The sequence below is a fragment of the Alienimonas chondri genome (genome assembly GCF_013036045.1).
GTDB classification, from domain to species: Bacteria; Planctomycetota; Planctomycetia; order Planctomycetales; family Planctomycetaceae; genus Alienimonas; species Alienimonas chondri.
This window is the reverse complement of the sequence record NZ_WTPX01000018.1, coordinates 1-22,673: the sequence shown is the minus strand read 5'-3', so window position 1 is coordinate 22,673 and position 22,673 is coordinate 1. Positions and strand designations below refer to the sequence as shown.

Annotated in this window: 13 protein-coding genes; 8 read left to right on the top strand and 5 right to left on the bottom strand. The window is 70.2% G+C overall.

Translation table 11 applies throughout. The features are described 5' to 3' along the window. Positions 1 to 102: 102 nt before the first annotated feature. Together LzC2_RS04515 and lepB are read right to left on the bottom strand one after the other, a co-directional pair. Positions 103 to 2,139: a S26 family signal peptidase gene (locus LzC2_RS04515; RefSeq protein WP_171184219.1), complete on the bottom strand. Its 2,037-nt coding sequence runs from the start codon at positions 2,137 to 2,139 to the stop codon at positions 103 to 105. 122 nt (positions 2,140 to 2,261) lie between these two features. After that, a complete protein-coding gene (lepB, locus tag LzC2_RS04510) occupies positions 2,262 to 4,052 on the bottom strand; it encodes a signal peptidase I (protein WP_171184217.1) in 1,791 nt (596 codons plus the stop codon). 213 nt (positions 4,053 to 4,265) lie between these two features. Between lepB and LzC2_RS04505 the strand changes: the two genes are divergently transcribed. From LzC2_RS04505 to LzC2_RS04480, 6 genes are all read left to right on the top strand, one after another. Then, the gene (locus LzC2_RS04505) at positions 4,266 to 4,577 is read left to right on the top strand and encodes a hypothetical protein (RefSeq protein WP_171184215.1); all 312 of its coding nucleotides are present in this window, start codon (positions 4,266 to 4,268) and stop codon (positions 4,575 to 4,577) included. A 103-nt stretch (positions 4,578 to 4,680) separates the two neighbouring features. Next, a complete protein-coding gene (locus LzC2_RS04500) occupies positions 4,681 to 5,898 on the top strand; it encodes a molybdopterin molybdotransferase MoeA (protein WP_171184213.1) in 1,218 nt (405 codons plus the stop codon). Positions 5,899 to 6,122: 224 nt separating this feature from the next. Next, complete coding sequence (locus LzC2_RS04495) at positions 6,123 to 9,890, top strand: autotransporter domain-containing protein (RefSeq protein ID WP_171184211.1); 3,768 nt, start codon at positions 6,123 to 6,125, stop codon at positions 9,888 to 9,890. A gap of 287 nt (positions 9,891 to 10,177) precedes the next feature. Further along, positions 10,178 to 12,688, top strand: coding sequence for a DUF1588 domain-containing protein (locus LzC2_RS04490; RefSeq protein ID WP_171184208.1), 2,511 nt, complete (start codon positions 10,178 to 10,180; stop codon positions 12,686 to 12,688). A gap of 57 nt (positions 12,689 to 12,745) precedes the next feature. Next, positions 12,746 to 14,173, top strand: a complete 1,428-nt coding sequence (locus LzC2_RS04485) for a DUF1552 domain-containing protein (protein WP_171184207.1) — start codon at positions 12,746 to 12,748, stop codon at positions 14,171 to 14,173. A 227-nt stretch (positions 14,174 to 14,400) separates the two neighbouring features. Next, on the top strand, positions 14,401 to 17,643 hold the full coding sequence (locus LzC2_RS04480) for a PAS domain S-box protein (protein ID WP_171184205.1): 3,243 nt from the start codon (positions 14,401 to 14,403) through the stop codon (positions 17,641 to 17,643). 27 nt (positions 17,644 to 17,670) lie between these two features. Here the strand turns inward: LzC2_RS04480 and scpB are convergent, their stop codons facing one another. Further along, positions 17,671 to 18,651 carry an SMC-Scp complex subunit ScpB gene (scpB, locus tag LzC2_RS04475; RefSeq protein ID WP_171184202.1) on the bottom strand — a complete coding sequence of 327 codons (981 nt, stop codon included), beginning with the start codon at positions 18,649 to 18,651 and terminating at the stop codon, positions 17,671 to 17,673. A gap of 211 nt (positions 18,652 to 18,862) precedes the next feature. Here scpB and LzC2_RS04470 point away from each other — a divergent pair, with 211 nt between their 5' ends. Both LzC2_RS04470 and LzC2_RS04465 read left to right on the top strand, forming a co-directional pair. Next, positions 18,863 to 19,177: a hypothetical protein gene (locus LzC2_RS04470; RefSeq protein ID WP_171184199.1), complete on the top strand. Its 315-nt coding sequence runs from the start codon at positions 18,863 to 18,865 to the stop codon at positions 19,175 to 19,177. A 102-nt stretch (positions 19,178 to 19,279) separates the two neighbouring features. After that, the gene (locus tag LzC2_RS04465) at positions 19,280 to 20,599 is read left to right on the top strand and encodes an acyltransferase family protein (RefSeq protein WP_171184197.1); all 1,320 of its coding nucleotides are present in this window, start codon (positions 19,280 to 19,282) and stop codon (positions 20,597 to 20,599) included. 142 nt (positions 20,600 to 20,741) lie between these two features. Here the strand turns inward: LzC2_RS04465 and LzC2_RS04460 are convergent, their stop codons facing one another. Next, a complete protein-coding gene (locus LzC2_RS04460) occupies positions 20,742 to 21,773 on the bottom strand; it encodes a nucleoside hydrolase (protein WP_171184196.1) in 1,032 nt (343 codons plus the stop codon). Beyond that, the coding region (locus LzC2_RS04455) for an SDR family NAD(P)-dependent oxidoreductase (RefSeq protein WP_315854530.1) at positions 21,770 to 22,673 on the bottom strand (904 nt) is incomplete at its 5' end. The genes LzC2_RS04460 and LzC2_RS04455, both read right to left, overlap by 4 nt.

Below are 22,673 nucleotides of genomic sequence, written 5' to 3'. Positions count from 1 at the left end.
GCTCTGACGGGTTCTCCGCTTCGCCGTCGCCGGCAGGCGGCGCGCGTCCAGCGACGGCGCGCGCCGCCTAGCGGCGACGGCGAAGCGGGGGGCGCCGGAGCACTACCGAATCCGCTGGAACAGGCGGGCGAAGTTCGGGAGGAAGGGGACGCCGTGTTCCTGGTAGCTGGGGACGATCCGGCCGTCGGTGCCGACGTGGTAGAACCAGCGGTTCAGGCCCGGGATCCAGTCGGCGGCCCAGCCGCGGGTCACGCCGTCGTCATCCGCGAACCAGAACGGTTCGCCGTGCGGCCAATAGATCGCGAAGGCGGTCCCCACCAGCGCCTCCCGGGGGACGGCGTGGCGGCGGGGGGCGCCGCGGGTGTTCGACCACAGGCGGCTATCCAGGCTGCTGGGGCTGTTGTCGCCGAGCATCAGGAACTCGTCCGGGCCGAGCGTCATCTCGTACACCCGACGGTTCACCCGCGGATCGTCCGCCAGCAGCGTGCTGCGATACCGGCGGGCGTAGGCGGCCGGTTGGTCGGCCAGCGAGGCCAGTTCGCTCAACCGGCCCGTCTCGACGTCGTCGAACTCCAGTTTCCGGCCCAGCGAGTCCGTCTTCCGCACCACCGGACCGAGGTCGTTCGGGTCTCGGAAGCTGCCGCGGTAGTAGAGGTCGCGGCGGATCGTCATCTCGCTGGCCCGGGCGGTCAGGTTCTTCACCGCAAACCCGGCGGGCGTGAAGTCGCGGTCGGTCGGCTCCTGCACGCTTGTCGCGGCGTACGGCGGATAGAGGGTTTGCTCGACCGGTTCGCCTCCGCCGGCGGGCATGAATTCGATCGGGTCGCCGTCCACCCACAGGGTGAGGGCGTCGTCCACGTTGGCGAAGACCAATTCGTACTCGCCGGGACCGAAGATCTCCGTCGCCCCCTCGGCGAGCGTCGATTCGATCGGATCAAGCCGCCCGTCGGACGCCTCCGCCGCCTGCTCGGCGCCAGGGAGCGTGTCGTAGTAGCTCAGCGTCGCCTGCCCCGTGCCGGGATCGATCCGGCAGCGGTAGGTGCGGTCGCCCTCGACGAGTTCCAGCAGCACGCCGGCCCCGTCGGCGACGTCCGAGAGTTCCAGTTCCAGCGCCATCTCCAGATCGCCCACCCAGAAAGCGCCGTCCGGCTGGAGGGTGTCCGGATTGTAGGCGCAGTGATCGAGGATCAGCTTGGGGGTGACGTCGTTGACCGGCACGCCGTCGGCGACCTGCCGCCATTGCTCCGCGGTCGGGCGGAAGTGACGGTAGCGAACCCAATCCCACTGGTCGTCCGGGGCGCCGTCGGAACCGCCGCCCGAGCCGGCGCCGGGGGTCAGGCGGAGGGCGCGGGCCTCCGGCAGAGCGGACCAGCCGGTGGCGTCCTCGACCCAGCCGGCGACCGCCCCCGGGCCGGCGCTCTCGCCGCGATAGCGAACCGGGGCGAATCGCTCCGGCACGCCGGCGGCGAGCAGTTCGGGGGCCGGCTTGGCGTGTTCATAGACCGGCAGCGTCATCGCCCGCTGCTTCGCCGGTTCTTTCCGCAACATCTCCGCGGCGCCGGCGCCGTTTTCTCGGCCGACGATCCGATACAGATCGCCCTGCCGCAGCGTCAGCGTTTCGCCCGGCAGGCCGACCAACCGCTTGACGTAGTTGGTGGTCGGACTCTCCGGGAATTTGAAGACCGTCACGGCCCAGCGTTCCGGCTCGCCCAGCAAGAAGGGCCATTTGTTGACGAGGATGCGATCCCCCGCGAACGGCGGCAGCGGGGCGAGGTTCACCGGCCGATTGCAGTTCGGGCACTTGGCCGAGTGGACCCGTTCCCGGGAACTGGGTTCCGGCGGTTTGGGTCCGCGAATGCCGTCGGGGTCGAAGGAATGCAGGTAGCCGGCGTCGTCCACCTCCTGGCTGGCGCCGACGGCCCACTCGAACCCGCATCCGGGGCAGACGGCGTCCTTATGCCGACCGTACAGCGTGGGCGCCATCGACCCGGTCGGGATGACGAACGCCTCCGCTTCAAACGTCTTGAACAGGAAGCAGAACACGAACGCGATCACGATGGACTCCATCGTCTCCCGCGTGCCGTCCTTTTTGGGCGGCTTCTCGGGCGATGCGGCGGCGTCCGTGTCCGGTTTCGTCATGGCGGAGCGTGGGGGAGAGGTGTTGGAACCGCGACCGTCAGGGAGGCGGCTCTGGGAGGTTCGCGTCCGGAACGAGCCGGCTCCCTGACGGTCGCGGTTCTATTCTCGCAACGGCCGGCAGGTTAGCGAACGTACCGAATCCGCGACGGATCAGGGATGCGGACGGTGGTGGAGGAATCCCCCCAACTCAGCGTGCCGGGCTTGCTGGGGAGGTGCACGACGAACGGCTTGCCGACCAGCAATCGCTCCGGCACGGCGCCGTCGGTCCAGCCGCGGCTGTCCAGGCTGACCGGGCTGTTGTCGCCCAGCACGAACAGTTCGCCGTCGTTCAAGCGGTAGTCCTCCTCGACCCCGTGCACGCCGCGACCGCGGGTGTAGTGCACGTCGCGGTAAAGCATCAGGTGGCTCAGGCTCACGGCGCCGCGGGCGCCGACGACCGCGGGGCGGTGGTCCGGCGGCGGGGCGTCCTCCGGGCGCTCGAACGGCACGGCGGCGAAGGACGGAATCCCGTCGATCGCCGCGACCGCCTGTCGATCGAACAGACTGAACTCCACCTCGACCGGCCCCAGCGCGACCGAGGCCGGCAACGCGACGGCCCTGCGGGCCGAACCGAGCGGGCGCCCGCGGGCGTCCAGTTCAAACAGCGCCAGCGTGCCCGTGGGGAACCGATCGCGATGGGCCCGGTCGGCGATCAGCCGGAAGACGTTGTGACCGTCCGTGAGTTGCAGACCGACGGCCGCGTCCGCGTCGCCGGACAGATCGACCGTGGCGCTCAACGCGTAGTCCCGCACGCGGGCCGCCAACCGCGGGTCGGAGGTGCGGTTGTAGCCGTAGTCATCGGTGATCGGGGCGAACCGGCTGCGATCGGCCAGTTCCTCGACCGCGTTCCGCCACCGCGGATCGCGGGAGAACCGCCGCAGGCGAACGCGGTCGGCCTCCGTCAATACGCCGCGGCAGGAAAGCGTGTTCGTCCCCGGATCAAAGTCGAAAGACACCGGCGTCCGCGGCTTATCCCAAGAGAACCGACGCGGCGGCGGGTCGATCGTCACGGCGGTCTCGTGCACGCCCCCCGCGGCGAGTACGTGCTGGTATCTCAGTCTGGCCCAGTCGGTTTCGGTCTCTCCCTCCGCGGCGGCGGACGTCGTCTCGAACCGCACGCCGTCGGCGGGGGTTTCGCTCCGGGTCCAGCCTTCGCCGGCCCACCGCGGTTCGCGGTCGTCGTTCGGCTCTGCGGCCCCGTTCGCGATCTCCTGCGGGGCGAAGTTCGGATCGAACACCGGGATGCGGACGGCCCGCTGCGTCGCGAGCGGCTTGCGGCAGAGTTCCCCGTTCGCCCAGACGTCCCCGCCGGCGACCCGCACCGATTCGCCCGGCAAACCCACGACCCGCTTCACATACGCCTGTCGAGCGTCGTCGGGGTGACGAAACACGACCACCTCCCACCGCCGGGGGTGACGCCACGCGAAGGCGTGCTTCAAGACGAGCAACTGGTCGCCCTGCGTATCCGGGGCGGCGGTAACGTCGATCTCCGCCTGCCCGCAGTTCGGGCAATGGGCGAGCGTCGCCGGCTCCGTGCCTCCGTCTTCGTCGGCGGTGACCCGGCCGCCCCCTTTCCCGGCAGAAACCGAGCCGTCGAAGGTGACCCCGCGAGCGAACGTGAGCGCACAGGCTGGACAGACGACCCGTTTGTGATAGCCGAACAGCCCCGGGGCCATCGATCCGCTGCTGATGACGTACCCCTCGACCAGAAAGGCGTGGGCGACCATCACCGCGACCGCCAGCAGGGCAAGGGCGTCCGCCACGCTGCGGGTCGTCACCGCCCAACCACCACGCTGCCCCAGGCCGACGGTTCGCCGTCGCTGTCGCGGGACCGTGGACTGGTGCGTCGGCGGCGGCGGGGGCGGACCGGTCATCAGTTCCCAGTGTAGTTCGACGCCGGAACCGCGGGGAACCCGTCTCGTGAAACGCAGCGTCTCGGGACGCTGCGAGCGTCCGGGACGCTCGCAGCGTTTGAGCGGGCGAATCCGGTGTCGGTCGCTCAGCGACCACCTGTCCCGATCGGCATGCGATTCGCTGAACAACGCCCCCGTATCCCCCATCGCGCTTCACCACCTCCATCACCACCAATGGCTTCCACCGACCACGAATCGAAGACGACCACCGACCACGGGACCATCAAAAACTGGGCCGAGAGCCGTAAGGGCTACCCGGCGACCGTGGCGGACACAGAGAGCAAAGGCGGCGACCCCGGCATCTTGCGGATCGACTTCGAAGATCCCTCCGAGGAACAGCCGAACACCCCCGACAGCGGTTTGCACCGCATCACCTGGGACGAGTTCTTCGAGAAATTCGACGACGCCGGCGTCCAGTTCCTCTATCAGGAACACACCAGCGACGGCTCCGTCAGCCGCTTCTGCAAGTTCATCAGCGAGGACTGATACCAACGACGACTGAGCTTCCTCTCGGCGGCGGGTACCCTTTCGCGGCTCCCCCACTTCGCCGTCGCCGACAGGCGGCGCGCCCCGCTCACCGGCGTCCGCAATGCTGTCCGTCCCCGAGGCCCGCGCCGCGATCCTCGCCGCCCTCGCCCCGCGCCCCGCGACGCGCGTTCCGCTGGCGGAGGCCTGCGGTCGATGCCTGAGCGAACCGGCCGTCGCGACTGTCGACTCACCACCGTTCGCCAAGGCGAAGATGGACGGGTATGCGACGAACGCAGCCGAGTGTGGTTCTTCCCACGTGACGTTGACGGTGGTCGAGGAGATCCCCGCCGGCGCCGTGCCCACGCGATCCGTCGGTCCCGGCGAGTGCGCGAAGATCATGACCGGCGCCCCCCTCCCGGACGGCGCCGACGTGGTGATCCCGGTCGAATGCTCCGAGCGGATCGTCGATCGCGTGTCGCTTTCCCCGCCCCCGGCGGTCCGCCCCGGATCGTGCGTCATGGCCCGCGGAGCGGCGGTCCGCTGGGGTGAAACGCTCATCGCCGCGGGTGAACCGCTGACGCCCGCCGCGATCGGCTTGCTGGCGGAGCATGGCTTCGATCCGGTCGCCGTGACGCCGAAACTGCGGGTCGCCGTGCTGTCGACGGGGGATGAAGTCGTGCCCGCCAGCTTGCCCCCCGGCCCGGGACAGATTCGCGACGCCAACGGCCCGCTGCTGTGCGCCGCCATCGCCGCGGCGGGAGCGCTTCCTTTGCCCCTCGGCCTCGCCGGCGACGACCGGGACGCCCTCACGGCGAAGGTGCGAGACGGGTTGAACGCCGACGTCCTCCTCATCTCCGGCGGCGTCAGCATGGGCGACTACGACCTCGTCCCCGGCGTATTGGCCGACTGCGGCGTGCGTCGCGTGTTCCACAAGATCAACGTGAAGCCCGGCAAACCGCTGTGGTTCGGCGTGACGGAAAACGACCGCGGACCGACCGCCGTCTTCGGCCTGCCGGGCAATCCGGTGAGCTCCCTGACCGGCTTCGAACTGTTCGTCCGCCCCGCCCTCCGGCGGTTGGGGGGCTGGTCGGACTGCGAGCCGGCGCCGTTGTCCGCGACGCTGACGGAGGCGATCGCCAACCGCGGCGATCGCCCGCTGTACCGCCCGGTTCGGCTGACGGACGGCCCCGCGGGACTCTCCGCCGAACCGGTCCGCTGGGCCGGCTCCGGCGATCTGCGCGGCGCCGCGGACGCGAACGGGGCGGCGCTGATCCCCAGCGAATCGCAACTCGCGGCGGGCGATCGCGTCGACGCAATCCGCTGGGCGGGTTGCGGTTAGCTCGCTTCTCTCCGCCGGTTCGCCGTCGCCGCCAGGCGGCGCGCTGTTCGAGTCACCGCGGAGCGATTCAAAAACTTCCTCGCGCCCGGAGGATTTCTCTCAAGCCGCCTGCATCGGGCGACCGATGCCGTTCGCACCCGAACCGTCGCGCCCGGAGTTCCGGCGCGAAACGATCCCCAGGAGGGGGTTCGCGGTTCCCCGAGCCTTAGGTACGGACGCCCGCCTTGCCCCTCGCCGCCCGCTCTTCCGCTGCCTCGCGGTTCGCCCCCCGGTTTGCTCGCTTGGCCGCCGCGGCGTGCGTCGCCGCTCCGGCGTTCGCCGTTCCCACCCTGGCTCAGACGAACCCGGTCGGCGGGACGGTCGACACGGCCGTCGATGAGACGGACGAGGACTCGACCCTCAGCTTCCGCGAGGCGCTCGACGCCCTGCACCCCGGCGGGACCGGCGTGCGGTTCGACGTGCCGTTGTTCGCCGACCCGAACGTCACGCCCGTCATCGAATTGAACGGGGCGATTCCCGCGGGGCGCGAGGACGTGTTCGTGGATCTCGAACAGGGCGGTCGCGGGATCGAGTTGCTGGTGAAGCCGAACGGAAACGCACAGAGCGCCGCCGGACCGCACGCGCTCAATCCGACCTTCACCGGGTCCGGCACGATCGCGGTGGACCTCGGCAGCGGCTCCGCCGCGGAACTGACGCTCAACGGGCACAACGGCCATGGCCTCACGCGGGTGATCTCCGGCGTGGCGGTCGCGGGGACGGACACCGGCTTCGGCCGCGGACTGCACCTCGAAGCCGGCGCCGCCGGACGGCTGACCGGCGACAGCTACCTCGGCCAACTGACCGGCGACGGCACGCTGAACCTCGGCGCTCATCGGCTCGTCCTCGGCATCTTCCCCGCCAACCCGGGTCGGGGTTCCGCCGCGGACGGCCCCGGCTACAGCAGCGCGTTCGCCGGTTCGCTGGCCGGAACCGACACCGCCGGCCTCCTCAAGCTCGGCACGGGGACCGTCTCGCTGACCGGCGCCAGCACCTACGGCGGCGGCACCTCGATCCTTGCCGGGGTTTTGGAAGTCGGCTCCGCGGAGTCGCTGGGAACCGGCGACGTGCAGATCGGCAACGGGGCCGAATTGCGGTTGTTGGGCGTGCTGGACGATCGCCCCGGTCACGCCGCGGGACCGGCGTTTCTCCGCGAGATCAGCCTGATCGACGGCGGCGGGCGGATCGACCTGAACGGGCATGACCTGCTGCTGGGCGGTCGGGTCACCGGCGCCGGCGGGCTGTACGTCCACGGCGGAGCCGAACTGACCCTCGGCGTCGAGAATACCTTTCAGGGCGGCGTCGCCGTGGAAGACGCCACGCTGGTCGTGGCCGCCGCCGGCGCCTTGGGCGGCGGCGACGTGTACCTCAACGACGCCACGCTCCGCACCGCCCACACCAGCGGATCGCTGACCTACGCCGGGGGCGTCGCGATCGGCGAAGACGGCGGGACGATCGAAACGACGGGGGGCGCCTGGGTCATCAGCAAAGGCACGGCTGGCGGGGCGCTGACGAAAACCGGAGCCGGACAACTTTGGCTGGTCAGCGCCGGAACGCACTCCTCCACCACCGTGACCGGCGGCACGGTGGCCGCCGCCACCCTCTCCGCTCTCGGTTCCGGCACGCTGACCCTCGACGGGGGCGAGCTATTCGCCCCGCTGGCCTCCGGCGAGGACTCCGTGTTGGCGAACGCCGTCGCGCTGGGCGCCGGCGGCGGAACGATTCGCACCACCAGCCGCAACCTGACCCACGACGGCCGTCTCAGCGGGGCGGGACTGCTGACGAAAGCCGGGTCCGGCGTGCTGATCGTGCAGGGCACGAACGCGGCGACCGGCGGGTTCCTCGTCACCGGCGGCGCCCTGCGGGCGGACCGGCAGTCGGCGCTGGGGATCGGCCCGCTGACGCTGGCCGGCGGATCGTTCTTCACCGGCGGTCAGGTGACGCTCGGCGAGAACGGGTTCGCCGCCGCCGCGGCGGGCGGCGCTCTTCGAACCATCGACGCTGACGACCGCATCACGCTGGGCGGCGACGTCGATCTACAGGGGAATCTCGCGCTCAACGGCGGCGGGACGTTCGTCTTCGCTCCGGACGCCGCCACGTTCAACTCCGCCTCCGGCGTGGTCGCAACCGCGGCGAACGGCTCCACCGTGCGGGTGGACACCGTCGCCCCCTCGCTCGACCTCGCGGCCGACACCCGCCTGACCGGTCTCGGCGAAGTATTGGGCGACGTGACCACCGCCGGACGCATCGCCCCGGGCGCCGACGGCGTCGGCGGCCAAACGCTCGATGTGGCCGGCGACCTGACCCTGCGTTCCGGGAGCGAACTGGTCGTCGACCACACCCCCGGCGGCACGGATTCGCTGGTCGTCGGCGGCGCCGCGAACCTCTCCGGCGGAGCGGTGACGGTGAACGTCGGCGGGGGGAACGCGGCTCAACGGCGTGCCTTGGCCACGCAGATCGCTCAGCCCGGCTCCTCCATGGACCTGACCGTGCTGACCGCGGCCGGCGGCGTGACGGGCGGGCCGCGGGACGTGAACGTCTCCTCTTGGTCGCTGACCGGGACGGCGTCGACGGTCGCCGGCGGCGGCGGCGACGCCTTGGAAGTGCGGTTGAGCCGGGTCGCGAACGGGGCCGCGGTCTTCGCGAACGCCGAAGACGCCGCCGCGGCGGATGCATTGTTCACCCTTATGCCGAACGCCGAAGGCCCGGCGGCCGACCTGTTCGCCGCCGCCCTGCTCTCGGATGCCCAGGGCGCCCAGTCCGTGTTCAACGGCCTCACCGCGGCCCGCTCCGGCGGATTGGGGGGCGTCTCCCGGGCCGGCGCCGGCGCCGTGCGTCGCACTGCATTCCGCGCCCTGCGTCCCGGCAGCGCCGGCGGCGGGCTGTTCCGCGGCCAGAACGCCGACTCTCTCAGCGGGGCGAACGGCGGCGGGGCGAACGACGAGTTCGGCTTCGGCTCCTTCGCCCTCGCCACGGACATCGGGAACGAGGAGTCCGACGACGTCGACACGGGAGTCCGCAACGCCGACGCGGGAGACAGCGACTCCGATTCGGGAGTCAAACAGGCGTCGTTCACCCCCGGGGCCCGGGCCGCCCGGTCGCGCCGCGGGGGACGGGAACTGCCGTGGGGCGGGTTCGCGGAAGGCTACGTCGTCGGCGGCGAGGTCGGGTCCGGCGTCAGCGAAACCGAATACCTCAGCGGCGGGGCAGTGTTCGGCTTCGATCGACTGGTCGCCCCGGGAGCGAAGATCGGCGTGCTGTTCGGCGTCGGCGGGACTGGCGCGGAGAACGACGGCGGCGCCGAGAAATTCGAAGCGGACGTCGATAGCTGGCAGATCGGCCTGTACGGCACCAAAACCGCCGGCCGCTGGCACGGGGCGGCGGCGGCGGTCTATGGCGGCGACAGCTACGAGACGACCCGCTCCGTGACGGCCGGCGGGCAACGGTTCACGGCGAACGGCGACACGGACGGCTCCACAGTGACCCTCGCCGCGGAAACCGGTTATCTCCTGCCGATCGAATGGATGGACCTGCAACCGCTGGCCGGCATCCAGTACGTCCACTCCGCCCGCGACGGCTACACCGAGACCGGACTGGGCGCCGCGGACCTGCAGTACGGCGACGCCAGCGGCGACAGCCTGCGGCTGCAACTGGGCGCCCGGGCCGCGAAGACGCTGGGCGACGTCGGTAGTTTCGCCGTCATCCCCGAGCTGCGGGCCTGGTGGTTCGGCGAGGTGTCCGGCTCCGACAGCGCCGCCCCGGTGCGGTTCGCCGCGGCCCCGACCCTGCCGGCGTTCTCCACCGTGGGCGACGACCCCGCCAACCAGTGGGTGCTGGGCGGCGGTTTGACCGGGCTGCTGGGCCGGCACGTCCGACTCTACGCCCACTACGACCTGCTGCTGGGCGAGGACTCCCTCAGCCACGCCGGCACCGGCGGCGCCGAACTGCGGTGGTGAGCCGGTCCGCGGCCTGATTCCCAGAGGCCCGATTTTCAGAGGATTAGAGGCGACCGGGGCCTCCCCGGCCCGGTCGTGAGGGCCGGGACGGATCGGAGAACTCTTTGCAGTGAGAGCGCCGATAGCGTAGAATAGTGCGTTCCGGGTTTGCGGCGGTCTGCGGCTCCTCCCTTGGGAATAGAGCCTCGGCTTCCGCCCCCCGCGGCGAGTTTCGGTCCATGTCATCCCGACATGCCGGACGGCCCGCCCGGACCGACGATCCGTCCTCGGGTCTCCCGCCCTATAATATGCCCACCCTCGTTCCGAATCGCCCCGCCGGGGCGGCCGTCGCACTCGCCTGTGCCCTGCTGGCGCTGAGCGCCCCCCCTCTTTCGCTCGCTGCCGAGTCGCCCGAATCTCGTGATAAGGCCCGCATCCAGCGGGGGGCGGAACTGTTCGCCAACGTCTGTGCGGACTGCCACGGGGAGCACGGCGAAGGCGTCGACTTTCTCTACGAGAGCCCGCTGCACGGGGATCTGTCCGTCGGTCAGTTGGGGGACCTGATCGCCCGCACGATGCCGGAAGACGATCCCAGCTCGGTCGTCGGGGAGGACGCCGCCGCCGTCGCCGCGTTCGCCTACGACGCCTTCTATTCCCGCGTCGCGCAGATTCGCAACGCTCCCCCGCGGGTCGAACTGTCCCGGCTGACGGAGAATCAGTATCGCACCTCCGTGGCGGACCTCGCCGCGGCGTTCGTCGGGACGCGCAGCCCGGATGAACAGCGGGGCCTGAACGCCGAATACCGCCGCCGCGGCGGGCCGTGGGACAAGCGATTGGCCTTCAAACGGGTCGATTCGTCCATCGATCTGAACCTCGGTCAAGAGGTGCCCAAACCGAACGATGGGGACCAAACCGGCCCCGCGGTCGACAAGCTGAATGAAGACGGCTTCGAGATCACTTGGGACGGCGCCCTGCTGCCCCCGGTCACGGGCGAATACAAGTTTATCGTGGAGGGCTCCAACGCGGTTTCGTTCGATTTGAACGGCGTCACGCTGGTCGAAACGAAGGTCCGCAGCGGCGATCAAACCCGCTACGAGGCGTCGGCGTTTCTGCTGGCCGGTCGACCGACGCCGATCCGGGTGCGGATGGAGAAGCGGCTGGGCAAAAGCTTCGACAAAGACCCGCGGACGTACGACTTCGTCAGTCGGTTGTCCTGGGTCGTGCCGCACCGGGCGGAAGCCGTCATCCCGGAGCGTCACCTGCTGCCCGGCGGAACCCCGCGGACGCTGCTGGTCTCCGCGCCGTTCCCCCCGGACGATCGCAGCGTCGGTTACGAACGCGGTTCCGCGGTCAGCGCGGCGTGGGATGAAGCGACCACCGAGGCGGCGTTTGAAGTCGCGGACTCCCTGTTGGAAACGGACGAAGCAGTCCGCACCTTCCTGAAGATCAACGACAAGGACGCCCCCGAGAAGCAGACCGAAAAGGCTCGCGAATTCTGCACGAAGTGGGCCGAGCGCGCCTTCCGCCGCCCGCTGACCGACGAGCAACGCGCCGCCTACGTCGACGCTCACTTCGCCGACGGTCGCCCCTGGCGGGACGCCGTGAAGCGGTGTGTGTTGATGACGCTGAAAAGCCCGCACTTCCTCTACCCGAACCTGCACGCCGCGATCGCCGCGGCCCAGGGCGATCAGCCGGACGGCTACGACCGGGCGGCCGCGTTGGCGCTGGCCATGTGGGACGGTCTTCCGGACGACGCGCTGCGGAACGCCGCGGCGAAGGGTCAACTGGATCAGCCGGAGCAGGTCGCTCAGCAGGCGGACCGGATGAGTAAGGACCATCGCGCGACGGTCAAACTGACCGAGTTCTTCGCCGACTGGTTGATCCCGGAAGGGGCCGAGGGCATGGCCAAGGACGAAACGCTGTACCCCGGCTTCGACGCCGCGGCCGTGGGCGACCTGCGGACCAGCCTGGAACTGACGATCGCCGAAGGTCTCGCGGGGGATTCCGCGGACTTCAAGGCGCTGTGGAACGCGGACCACCTGTACCTCAACGCCCGTTTGGCGGAGTTGTACAAGGACGACCTCGTCGATCCGCAGGCGGCGTTGGGCGAGGGGGCGCCGCAGGACGGCACGTTCGTCAAACTCGCCGTGAAGCCCGGTCGCCGGGCCGGACTGCTGACGCATCCGCTGCTGATGGCCGGCTACGCCCACCACCGGGTGACCAGCCCGATCCATCGCGGCGTGTTCGTCGCGCGGAAGCTGCTGGGCCGCAACCTCAAGCCGCCCAAGGAAGCGTTCAGCCCGCTGCCGGAGGATTTCGGCGAAGGCCTGACCACCCGCGAACGGGTCGCCCATCAGACCGGCGACGTGGCCTGCTCGGCCTGTCACGACATGATCAACCCGCTCGGATTCAGTCTGGAGCAGTTCGATGCGATCGGCCGGTTCCGGACTCAGGAGCGGCTCGCGACGAAGACCGCCGACGGCGCCGAGGTGAAGCCGGTGGACCCGACTGGCGTCTATCCGACGCCGGACGGAACCGAGGTGAAGCTCGGCGGCGCCGCCGACCTGAGCCGGTACATCGTGGAAAGTTCCGAAGCCCGCACGGCGTTCGTGGAGCGGTTGTTCCATCACGCGGTCAAGCAGCCCGCCGCCGCCTATGGAATGAACACCCGCGAGACCCTCGCCGAACAGTTCGAGGAGAACGGCACGGATATGCGAGCGGCCTTCGCCGCCGCCGCGACCGTCGCCGCCCTCGGTCCGCCGATCGAACCCGCCGAGACCGCCCGCACCGCTGCCGCGGATGGAACCGGCAAGAACTGATCGCTCCGTCCCGGATCGCCCCGCACGTCCCGTATCCACCCTTATCCGCCGTTCACCATGCCTCGTTCGACTCCCTCGCCGTATCGTCTCGCCCGCCGGGACTTTCTGACGACGCTCGGTCTGTCGGCCGCCGCGGCTCCGTTCGTGCTGAACCTGCCGAGCCTCGGGTTCGGCCGCGCGTTCGCCAGCGAGGCCGGTCGCTCTGAACGCCCCGCCCCGCAGCGGCTGGTGGTGATCTTCAGCCCCAACGGCGTGATCCCCAAGACGTTCTGGCCGGACGTGCTGGACGCGAACGCGAAGAAGTACTCGGAAACGTCCGACTTCGAACTGACCGGCTCCCTCGCCCCGCTGGCGCCGTTCAAGGATCAGACGCTGCTGCTCCGCGGCGTCGACAACAAGATGCAGGGCGACGGCGACCGCCACATGCGCGGCATCGGCTGCCTGCTGACCGGCAAGATCCTGCTGCCCGGCAACATTCAGGGCGGCAGCGACACCCCCGCCGGTTGGAGCAGCGGCATCTCCGTCGATCAGGAGATCCGCAATCACCTGCAAGCCAGCGCAGCCACGGAGACGCGGTTCGGCTCGCTGGAGTTCGGCGTGATGGTCCCCGACCGCGCCGATACCTGGACCCGCATGGTCTACGCCGGTTCCAACAAGCCGATCGCGCCGATCGACGATCCCCGGCGGATGTTCAAGAAGCTGTACGGCCGGGCGCGGGACAATGCGGTGATGGCCACCGTGCTGGACGACGTGCGGGCCGACCTGGCCAAGGTGAAGGGCCTCGTGGCCGCCGAGGACCGGGCGATTCTGGAACAGCACGAATCGTTCGTGCGGGATATGGAGCGTCAGTTGGCGAAGACTGCCCCGGTCGGCAAGCCGGACGGCGGAGCCGACGACGCGGAGCACCTCGGCCACGCCCTGCCGGAGCCGGACCCGGCGCTGGAGCTGCTGAACGACCGCATCCCGGAGATCGCCGCCGCCCAGCAGGACCTGCTGATCGACGCCTTCAAACGGGACGCCTGCCGCGTCGCCTCGGTGCAGTACACCAACAGCGTCGGCGGGGCGAAGATGCGGTGGTTGGGGATCGACGAGAGCCACCACACGCTCTCCCACGAGCCGGACGGCAACGAGGACGCCTCCGAGAAGCTCACCCGCATCAACGCCTGGTACGCGGAGCAGGTCGCCGGACTCTGCAAGCAACTCGCGGAGACGCCCGAACCCGGCCATTCCGGTTCGATGCTGGACCACACCACGGTGGTCTGGACGAACGAAATGGGCACGGGGAACTCGCACAGCCTGAACGACATCCCCTGGGTGCTGGTCGGCGGCGGGCTGGGCTTCAAGACCGGCCGGGCGTTGCACATGGGCAACGTGCCGCACAACCGCTTGCTGCTGAGCCTCGCCAAGCCGTTCGGCGTGGACCGCAGCACGTTCGGTCAGGAAGACCTGAGCGAAGGCGGCGTGCTGAGCGGCCTCACCGCGTAACCGGCGGCGTCACCGCTGGCGTCATCGCCGGCGGGAGGTTCTGATGAGTCCGACGAGCGAGCGGTTGCCGACGGCGGCGCACGCGAACCGTCGGGATCGGCGCGATCGGCAACCTCCCCCGCGGCGACGCAGCGTCGGCGGCGATCAGCAAAGCAAATCCGACCCGCCTGCCCACGGTAGGCGATAGTCGGGTTACGATTGAGCTTTCGCCCCGCACTGCCCGACGAGTGTCCGTCTCCCCCAGCCCCGCCGCCTCGCTGGCTCCGGCCAGCTCTACCCCGACCCGGGCCGTGCCTGGAGGCCGGTGCGACACGGATTCTGAGCACGACGGCGAAGGCCGCGTCTCGAACGATTCGTTTGAGCCGCTCGGCAGCGCCGTGCTGGATCGGCTGACCCGCACCGCCGCCCGCATGTTCGGGCTGGAGACGGCCCTGCTCTCGACGTTTCAGAACGGACGTCAGCGGATCGTGAGCGCGGCCGGCGTGCCCTCCGGGGGAGACCTCGACGCTCAGGACGGAATCTGCGTCCAGTGCGCGACCCTCGGCGAAGTGCTCGCGGTGGACGACGTGCCGAATCACCCGGTCTTCGGCCAGTTGGCGGGGCCGGCCGCGTTCGGAGTGCGTAGCTACATCGGGGTGCCCGTCGCCCTGCCGGGAACTGCCGAGAAAGCGGCCCTGTGCGTACTGAGCATGTCGCCCCGGACGTGGACGGAGGAGGACCGGGCGGCTATCGCGGATCTTGCGGAAGTCGCCGCGGGCGTGATTCGGTCCGACCGATTGACCATCGCCCACGCCGCCGCCGAATCCCGCGCCCGTGCCAGCGAGGAACGCTTCCGCGACATCGCCGAGAGCGCCGGCGAGTACCTCTGGGAGGTCGATGCGGACGCCCGGTTCTCGTTTCTCACCGATCCGGCCGAGGACGTCTTCGGCCTGCCGGTGCAGGCGATCCTCGGATCGAGGCCGTGGGAACTCTATGAAAACTGTGACGAAGCGGACCGCGTGCGAGCGTGGTTCGACGACGTCCGTGCGAAGCGGAGTCGGTTCCGCAACCTGATCCGCCGCAGCGTCCGGCCGGACGGGCAGGAGCACTGGGTGCGGCTGAGCGGTTCCCCGATCCTGAGCGACGACGGAGAATTGCTCGGCTATCGCGGGACCGGTCTGGACGTCACCGTCGAGAAACGCGCGGAGCAGGCCGCCGCCCGAGCGGACGCGCAACGTCAGTGGGCGGAGGCCGCCGCCGAAAGCGCCCGCCGCGATCGACACGATCTGCTGGAACGGTTCATCACGCAGGCGCCGGCGGCGGTGGCGATGTTCGACCGGCGAATGCGGTACATCACCCACAGCCAAGCGTGGGTGGAACTGCACAACATGCCGCCCGGCACCGACTGGGTGGGGCAGAACTGCTACGAAGCGTTTCCCGCCCAGCCCGCCCGCTGGCGGGAGGTTCACGAGGCCGCTTTGAACGGGGAGACCCGTCGCGGCATCGCCGACGCGTTCACCCGAGCCGACGGCGCCCCGGGGTGGCTGGACTGGCTGGTCCAACCGTGGACCGACGACGACGGGAACGTCGGCGGCATCCTCATCTTGTCGACCGACGTCACCGACCGGCAGTGCAACCTCAGCCGCCTGCAAAGCGCCGTGGCCGCCGCGGACCTCGGCACCTGGTTGTGGGATCTGCGCACCGGCGTCCTGCTGGCCGACGGCGGTCTGCGAAAGTTCTTCGGCTTCCCCCCGGAGGCGGAAACGGTCGGGATCGCCCCGGATCGACTCTACGACCCGATCCACGCCGACGATCAAAGCCGCGTCGCCGCGGCCGTTCATCGGGCCTACGAAACCGGAGAGTTCGACACGGAGTTCCGCGTCCAACCTCCGGACGGGAAGCTGTACTGGCTCGCCGCCCGCGGCAAGGTCTCCCGCGACGAAGCGGACGACCCGGTCAGCTTCCACGGCGCCGTCGTCGATATCACCGATCGCAAACAGGCCGAGGAGGATCTGCGCAACGCCAAGGCGGAGGCGGAAGCCTCCGATCGCGCGAAAAGCGAATTCGTCGCGAACATGAGCCATGAACTCCGGACCCCGCTGACCGCCATTCTGGGGTTCTCGGACCTCAGCGCCGAGGCCGTCGAAGCGGCGGTCGGCGGGGACGATCGGACGGTCCGCGAGGCCCGTGACGAAATCGTCAGCCACGCCCGCACGATCCGGCGGAACGGAGAGCACCTGCTGCGGCTCATCAATGACGTGCTGGACCTGGCCAAGATCGAGGCCGGCAAGTTGGTCGTCGATCGCATGCCCTTCCCCGTCAGGCACTTGGCGGAGGAAGCGGCCACGCTGATACGTCCCAAAGCCGAAGCCGGCGGATTGACGCTGGAGGTGCAGGTCGCCGCGGAACTTCAGAACCGGACCGTGCTGGGCGACCCGACCCGCGTGCGGCAGGTGCTGTTGAACCTGTTGGGCAACGCCGTGAAGTTCACCAGTCGGGCCGGGGCGACGGAAGGCGGGGGGCCGACCCTGAGCGAGGCGGCGCACGGCGTCGCACATGGGGCGACGGGCGGGGGAACCGTGACGCTCTCGGTGAACCCGGTTCTCGGCTTCGGCGGCGGATTCGCGGGCGGACTGACCGCGGGCGGCGCCGGCGGACCTTACGACTGGCTGGAATACGTCGTCTCCGATACCGGCTGCGGCATCCCTTCGGAACAGTTGGAGCGCCTGTTCGATCCGTTCGAGCAGGCCGACGCGAGTACGACGCGGCAGTACGGCGGAACCGGGCTGGGCCTGTCGATCTCCCGTCGGCTGGCGGAACGCATGGGCGGCACGCTCACGGCGGAGAGCGCCCCCGGGATCGGCAGCCAGTTCCGTCTCCGCGTGCCGGCGCCGGCCTGCCAGCCGAACGACTCGGCGGCGTCCGTCATTCCGAACTTCCCCCCGCGTCCGCTGGCCACGAGGCCGATCGCCGTGGATCAGGTCGCCTTCGACGCCGCGGCGGACCCTAAGCCGTTGGTCGGACGTCGGGTGCTGTTGGCGGAGGATATGATGGACAGTCGCCGCTTGATCACCTTCCTCCTGACCAAGGCGGGAGCCGACGTCGAAGCGGTCGCCAACGGCCGCGACGCCGTCGACGCCGTCCTCCCCCGCGTCGACAGCGAGGGAAATGCATCGCGGGAGCACAGCCCGGAGATGGGCTTCGACGTGATTCTGATGGATATGCAGATGCCCGTGCTGGACGGATACGGCGCCTCGCGGGAACTCCGCAGTCGCGGATATCGCGGACCGATCGTGGCGCTGACCGCCCACGCGATGGAGGGCGACGCGGCGGACTGCCTCGCCGCCGGCTGCGATGCCTACGCCACGAAGCCGATCAATCAGGAGAAGCTGGTGACCTGCGTCCTGCGGGCCGTCGCGGGGCGTCTCGATTCAAAGCAGTTCACCCGAGCCGACTGCCCGGACGCCGCGCTGGAACCGGCGCCGCTGTAGGCGTCCGGCCGCGGTGCGCCGCCGTGTTTACTTGAACCGCAGATCCGCGGGGACGGGGAGGTCGTCCAGCGATCCCAGTCCGAACAGATCAAGGAAGCGGTCGGTCGTGGAAAACGTCGGCTCGGGCTTCGCCGGGGGCGGGGCTTCCTCATCGCCTGCTTCACGGGCGACAGTGAGATTCTCCACGGGTTTGTCGATCCGCAGCACGCCGAGCCGCACGAGTCGCCGCAGCGCCCCGCCGCTGGGTCGGTCGCGTGTGCGGTCGACGTCCGCCGCGGTGATCGGCTGCCGATAGGCGACGACCGACAGCGTCTCCAACACGTCCGGCGGCAGCGTGACCTCCCGCGGTCCCAGCCCGTACAGGCGCCGCCGCAGCGATTCGTACTCCGGCAGCAGTTTCAGCACGTAGCCGTCGTCGGTGGAACGCGCCCGGTAGGGACGGCCCTCCGCTTCGTAGCGCCGATTTAGCTCTCCAACAGCGCCGGCGAGGTCCGCGTCGGTGAAGGTGCCCCGCAGCAGTTTGCCGGCCCGTTCGGCGGTCAGCCCCGCCCCGCCGACGAACAGCGCCGCCTCCACGACCTCCCGCGGCCGGACCCGCACCGGCGGGACGGTCGGCGTGGGCACGGCCCCCGCGATCGCCGGGCCGCCGTCTGCCGGGCCGCCGTCCCCCGGGGATTCGTCACCCTTCGGTTCGGCCGGTTTGCGGGGGTCCGGGGCGAGCGTCGGTTCCGCCGCATCCACCACCGCCAAGGCCCGGCGATAGGCCGTTTCGAGATCCTCCCCGTCGCCGAACGACAGCGTGTCGTCGTCCCCGTTCTCGGAGTCCCCGTTCTCGGAGTCCCCGTTCTCGGAGTCCCCGTTCTCGGAGTCCCCGATCTCCGAGTCGAACCCCTCGTCGCTCCCGCCGGGGGGAAACGGCAGCAGATGCGGCGCGTCGGCGGGGTCGCCGGTCAAGCCGCCGGTCGGGGGGCCGGTCGATTCGGCGTCGGTGACCGGGTCGTCGGCCAAGGGAGCGTCGCGGGGAGCGAAGGGAGAGGAGCAGCCGCCGGGGATGTACTCCGCGACCCCGTCCGAGGGGAACCCGGTCGCCCGTGGATCGGTCGCGCGTCGATCGGTGGTGAGCCGGCCGGGTGCGAGTCGCCGGTCGCGGGCGGGGCGGCGGGGGTTAGGATACGGCGTCGCCCGTTCCCGCCCCTCTCCCCGTCGCCGGGAGTTTCCGTTGGCGCTCCCCTACGAAGCTCGCGAGAACTACGCCCGGATGCTGCACGCCGCGGCGCTGGAGAGCGGCTACGACGCCAAACTGGACGACGGCGACCCGGACTACGTCAACGTGCGGCTGGGCGGCGGCGGCACCTTTTGGGAAGGCGTGGTCTACTTCCACGACTACGTCGACATGTTGCTGAAAGACTCGGTCAGCGGGCTGCTCGTGCCCAAGGCGATGCGCTACAGCCACCCGGAGTTGCACGAAGATATGCACGGCTTCCTGCGAACGGAGTTCCCCCGGTTCCTCCCCCCCGAGGCGTGGGGCGACTGAACAGGGATGCGGCGGGGGCGTGACCCGGCCGCCCTTGTCGGCATTGCGACGCGCGAGTTATGCCGTGACGATCCCGCCCCCCGCTCCCCCGCGAGTCGCTCCGTGTACCACTCCCTTCACGCCGGCCGAGGAATCGCCGCCGCGGGGGTGGTGCTGTTTCACCTCGGGGGCATCTGCTGGGGCCGACAGTACTTCGGCACGGACTGGACGCTCGCCGCGACCGCGCCGGGCGCCGCGGGGGTCGAATTCTTCTTCGTGCTGAGCGGGTTCGTCATCGCGACCGCCCACGCGAAAGACCTCGCCGCCGCGGGCGGCACTGGGCGGGCCTCGTTCCGTGATCGCCTCAGCAAGACCTGGCTGTTCGCCCGGCGGCGGGTGGTTCGGGTACACGTCCCGTACGTCGCGCTGTTCGCCGCGTTCGCGATTCCGGCCCTGATCTTCGCCACCCTGCGGCCCGGTTCCATGCCGGAGCAAACCGCCCCGACCGATCCGCTGAAGCTCGTCGCCGCCGCGACGCTGCTGCCCCTCGATCACGATTGGGTCGGCGGGTCCGTGGGGCGAGCGGCGCCGGTGCTGGGCGTCGCCTGGACGCTGCAATACGAAGTGCTGTTCTACGCCGCGTTCGCCCTCGTCCTGCTGGATCGCCGGCTGATGTGGCCGCTGATCGCGGGGATGCTGGGCCTCTGGGCCGCGGAGCGAAGCGGCGTGGCGCTGGACTACCCGTTGGACTTCTGCGCGACCCCCTACCCGCCGCTGTTCGCCGCCGGCGCCGGCGTGGCCTGGGTCCGGCGCAAAATCACCGACCGCACGGGCGTGAAGTGGGCGGTCGGACTGCTGACGCTCGGCACGATCGGCCTCGTGATGGTCTCCGTCGAATCGATTCTCGCCGGCGGCCTGAAGCGGGGCGGGCCGTTCGGCTACTGGGAAGTGTGGATCCGCGGCGTCGCGTTCTCCGTGCTGGCGCTTGGGTTGGTGCTCTGCGAGGACCGCGGGTGGAAGATCGGCCGCTCCCGCGTCACCCGCTGGTTCGGGGACGTCAGCTATGCGTGGTACCTCGTGCACCAGGCGCTGTTCAGCATCATCTTCAAGGTCGGCGCGGCGCTCGGTCTGATGGCCTACGGACTCACGTCGATGTTGCCGCTGGCGGCGTTCGCCCTCGCCGTCAGCCTCGCCGCGGCCGCGCTGTTCCATCACTACTACGAGAAGCCCGCGGTCGCCTGGTGCCGCAAGCGGTTCCTGCCCCCGAGATCGAAGCCCGTCACGGCGGAGGGCCTCCGCGTGCATGGGTTGGAAAGTTCCGTCCGCCCGCAAGGCGTTTCATCCGAGCCGTCCGGGCCGCAAGCGATCGACTCGAAACCGATCGCGGACCAAGCCACCTCCCGCGTGGATACCGACCCGTCCGACGCCCGCGCTGCCGCCTGATCGGCTGGAGCAGTCCGCGTTGAGTCGTAGCGGCGGCATCCTGCCGCCGTCCGCGAGCGCAGCGAGCGGGGTTCGCCGGGACAGCCACGTTGAGAGCCGGCGGCTGGAAGCCGCCGCTACGACAAGCTCCGGTCGGCTCGAATTATCGCCCCCGCGGCGGCTGACTGCACAGGGTCTCGAAGGTCGCCAGGATGCGGGAGCGTTCCTCGTCGGTGGGCGGGAGGAACACCCGATGCGGGCCGCCCGCGGAAGGGGCGAAAGTCGTGCGGCCGTCGGCTTCGACCGTCACCCGCCCGAGTTCGCTGAAGTGGAAATAGCCGCGGTCGGGCCGCACCGCGAGCAACGCCGCCGTGAGATCCCACGTCGGCCGAGCGTGCGGCGTGGGCTTGTACAGTTGGTAGCTCTCCGGCAGCGGATGGGCGGCGGCGTACCGGTAGTCGCGGTCGATGCTCTCCGGCGGGTATGGCAGGGCGACGCCGATCTTGAAGCCGCTCCAATCAATCGGCGTGGGCCAGTCGTTCGCCAGTTTGGCGGCCGCATCGCGGTCCTCGCGGACGTTGTACTCCGGCCCGCCGCCGCCGAAATCGCCGGCCATGATGGCCAACCGGGCGACCTTCTGCGCCGCCAGGTCCCGGCCGGACAGCGGGCTGATCGCGTCCGGCGGACTGTCGAGCAAGCGGGCGAGGTTCGTGCTGAAGCCGACCTGCACCACCTCGACCGTACCGTCCGCCGCGTCGGCTAACGCCCGCCGCAACACCGTGACGGCGTCCGGGACGTTCGCCGGATCGTGCGACAGATCGTGGGGGAAGCGGAGCGAGCCGTCCGCGTTCGTCGCGTTCGCCAACTTCAGGAAGCGTCCCTCCGCCGGCGTCGGGCCGTTCAGAACGCCGTCGATCGAAACCGCCCCCACCGGGATGTCCGGTCGTCCGTAAAACGTGTTGATCGCATCCGCCAACGGGGCGGCCAGCGGGTGCGCTTTGGTGCAGGTGACGGCCAGTAGTTCGCACTCGCCCCGGTCTGCCAGGGCGTGCAGCATGCCCATCGCCAGCGCATCGTCGACGTCGTTGCCGAGGTCCGTATCGAAGATCACCGGCGTCGGAGCGACCGTCATCGAGGCTGGCTCCGCCGGATCAGCCGCGACGAGCAGGGCGAGGGCCATCGCGAGGTGCGTCATCCGGCTTTTTTGATCGAATCGAAGGAGGGATCGGACGCCGCCCCGGGGGCGTCCTCGGACGCCGAGAGCAGCTTGGGGTCCGGTTCGCGGTGCTTCGGACGGAAATACTTCCGGCTCTCCAGCACGCACACGCGACGCGGCGCCAACCGGACGGCGAACGTCTGGAGCTTCTCCTTGAAGCCGATCACCGCGACCGGCTTCTTCTTCTCCATCGCCCGCAGGCTGCGGCGGACGACCGTCTCCGGGTCCAGCGCCCGGCGCTTCTGCAACCAGCCTTGGACGCCGGCGACGTCGAAGAACTCCGTCCGCGTCGGCCCCGGGCAACAGGCGGTGACCGTCACGTCGCGATCGCGGGTCTCGGCCCACAGCGCCTCGCTGAAGTGCAGCACATAGGCTTTGCTCGCCGCGTAGGCGCCCATGTAGGCGACCGGCGTGAACGCGGCGACGCTGGCGACGTTCAGCACCGCCCCGTGCCCGCGGGCCAGCATCGGCGGGAGGAACCGGTACGTCAGATCGGTCAACGCCCGCACGTTCAGATCGATCATCGCCAGCACGTCGGCCCGATCGGTGCGGGGCACGTCCTCAGCGACGGCGAACCCCGCGTTGTTCACCAGCAGTTCGACGCCGTGCCCGTCCTCCGCGGCGGCGTCCGCGACGCGTTCCACCTCGCCGGGTTTCGTCAGATCCGCGGCGATGATCTCGCACTTGGTGCGGTGCTTGGCGTCCAGCTCCGCGGCGAGATCCCGCAATCGGCCTTCCCGGCGGGCGACCAGCACGAGGTGCATACCGCGCGCCGCCAGCGTCCGCGCGTACGCGGCGCCCAGACCGCTACTGGCCCCGGTGACGAGAGCGCGGCGATCGGCGTAGTCGTCCAGCAAGGGGCGGGCGGGGGGATAGGCG

What these genes read in the sequence shown, in the direction of transcription:
- LzC2_RS04515 (WP_171184219.1), bottom strand. Translation starts at nt 2,139, where the DNA reads ATGACGAAACCGGACACGGACGCCGCCGCATCGCCCGAGAAGCCGCCC.
- lepB (WP_171184217.1), bottom strand. Translation starts at nt 4,052, where the DNA reads ATGACCGGTCCGCCCCCGCCGCCGCCGACGCACCAGTCCACGGTCCCG.
- LzC2_RS04505 (WP_171184215.1), top strand. Translation starts at nt 4,266, where the DNA reads ATGGCTTCCACCGACCACGAATCGAAGACGACCACCGACCACGGGACC.
- LzC2_RS04500 (WP_171184213.1), top strand. Translation starts at nt 4,681, where the DNA reads ATGCTGTCCGTCCCCGAGGCCCGCGCCGCGATCCTCGCCGCCCTCGCC.
- LzC2_RS04490 (WP_171184208.1), top strand. Translation starts at nt 10,178, where the DNA reads ATGCCCACCCTCGTTCCGAATCGCCCCGCCGGGGCGGCCGTCGCACTC.
- LzC2_RS04485 (WP_171184207.1), top strand. Translation starts at nt 12,746, where the DNA reads ATGCCTCGTTCGACTCCCTCGCCGTATCGTCTCGCCCGCCGGGACTTT.
- LzC2_RS04460 (WP_171184196.1), bottom strand. Translation starts at nt 21,773, where the DNA reads ATGACGCACCTCGCGATGGCCCTCGCCCTGCTCGTCGCGGCTGATCCG.